Source organism: Sphingomonas sp. RB1R13, assembly GCF_036663775.1.
Classification (GTDB): Bacteria; Pseudomonadota; Alphaproteobacteria; order Sphingomonadales; family Sphingomonadaceae; genus Sphingomicrobium.
On sequence record NZ_JAXOJM010000038.1, the window covers coordinates 1 to 1325 of the forward strand.

3 protein-coding genes are annotated in these 1325 nt (G+C 66.1%); all 3 read left to right on the plus strand.

Annotation, left to right across the window (positions count from 1 at the left end; translation table 11 throughout):
• Positions 1 to 129: 129 nt before the first annotated feature.
• Complete coding sequence (gene casB, locus U1700_RS14610; RefSeq protein ID WP_332753418.1) at positions 130 to 693, plus strand: type I-E CRISPR-associated protein Cse2/CasB; 564 nt, start codon at positions 130 to 132, stop codon at positions 691 to 693.
• A complete protein-coding gene (locus U1700_RS14615) occupies positions 683 to 1024 on the plus strand; it encodes a type I-E CRISPR-associated protein Cas7/Cse4/CasC (RefSeq protein WP_332753419.1) in 342 nt (113 codons plus the stop codon). Before casB ends, U1700_RS14615 begins: the two co-directional genes overlap by 11 nt.
• Positions 978 to 1325, plus strand: a 348-nt coding sequence (locus U1700_RS14620) for a type I-E CRISPR-associated protein Cas7/Cse4/CasC (RefSeq protein ID WP_332753420.1), incomplete at its 3' end; no start/stop codon positions are given. The genes U1700_RS14615 and U1700_RS14620, both read left to right, overlap by 47 nt.

A 1325-nucleotide genomic window follows, 5' to 3' on the forward strand; every position in this document is an offset into this window, starting at 1 on the left:
TCGCGAGCGAGGTGTTCGACACCGCAGCCGAAGCCGCCCCGCGCACCGAGGTCCGGCGCATCCGCGCCATTGCCCGTGCGCGCTCTTTTCTCGACGGTCAGATGGGGAAGTGGATGAAGGATGTGCAGCATGGCGAGTGAAGCTGCCGTTCCGGCTGCGCCGGGTGCCACCCCGGAGCGCAACAAGGGCGCGATCGATTCCATCGCCGGGCAGATTGCATTCCTGTCCACGGGCGACCGCGCGCTGCTGCGCCGCATGTATCTGACCGAAAGCCATCAGGCCGACGGCGTCGTCATCCGCCTGATGCACCGGGCGGGCCTGACCGCGCCGTCCGACCCCAGGGACTTCGCGCCGTGGCGGCTGCTGGTGCATTGCGCGGCGTTGCTGTCGGGCACGGCAGGCCTCTATCCGCATGCCACGGGACGACCGCTGGGCGCCGCCTTTCAGGAGATCGGCTTGTCGGAAAACCGGCTGATGCGCCTGACCTCGGCACGCGGCAAGGGGCTGGAGGCGCAGATAATCCGCGCCGTGCGGATGCTCGCCCAGAAGGGCCAGGTCCCGGTCAATCTGCGCACGCTGTTCGCGCTGATCGGCCATGACCCCGACAAGGCGGAGGACGCCCGCATCCGTATCGCAAAAGACTATTATGCCGCCGAAGCGCGGTCCGAAGAGGGGACTTCGAGTGACGACTGATACGACCAAGCCCGCGACGCCGAAGTTCATCCAGATCCATTTCCTGGCCGCCTGGCCCGGCGCGCTGCTCAACCGCGACGATGCGGGCCTTGCCAAGCGCCTGCCCTTCGGCAACGCGACCCGCACGCGCATTTCCTCGCAATGCCTGAAGCGCCACTGGCGCGTCGCCGACGACCGGCACTCACTGCACACGCTGGCCAAGCAGAGCGGGGTCGAGGGGCTTCGTTCCAAGATCGCGATCGAGCGCGAGGTGACGGGCCCGTTGCGCGCGTTTCGACAAGGACATGGTCGATGCGGTCGAAAATGCCTTCATCACCAAGTTTTATGGTAAGAACGCAGGCGACAAGCAGCAGCGTCAGGCGCTGCTCTTCGGGCGCCCCGAGATCAACTGGATGCGAGAGGAAGCCGGGCGCCTCCTGTCCGAAAGCGCCAGTCCCGCAGGCGTGAAGGCCGCTGCGGAAGTTTGGGTCAAAGAACAGAAGAACAACCTCAACCAGCTTCGCGACCAGAACTTGCTGGCAGCTTCGCTTGAGGCCGCGCTGTTCGGCCGTATGGTGACGAGCGACACGCGCGCCAATCGCGACGCCGCGATCCATGTCGCCCATGCCTTCACCGTGCATGAGGAACAGGCC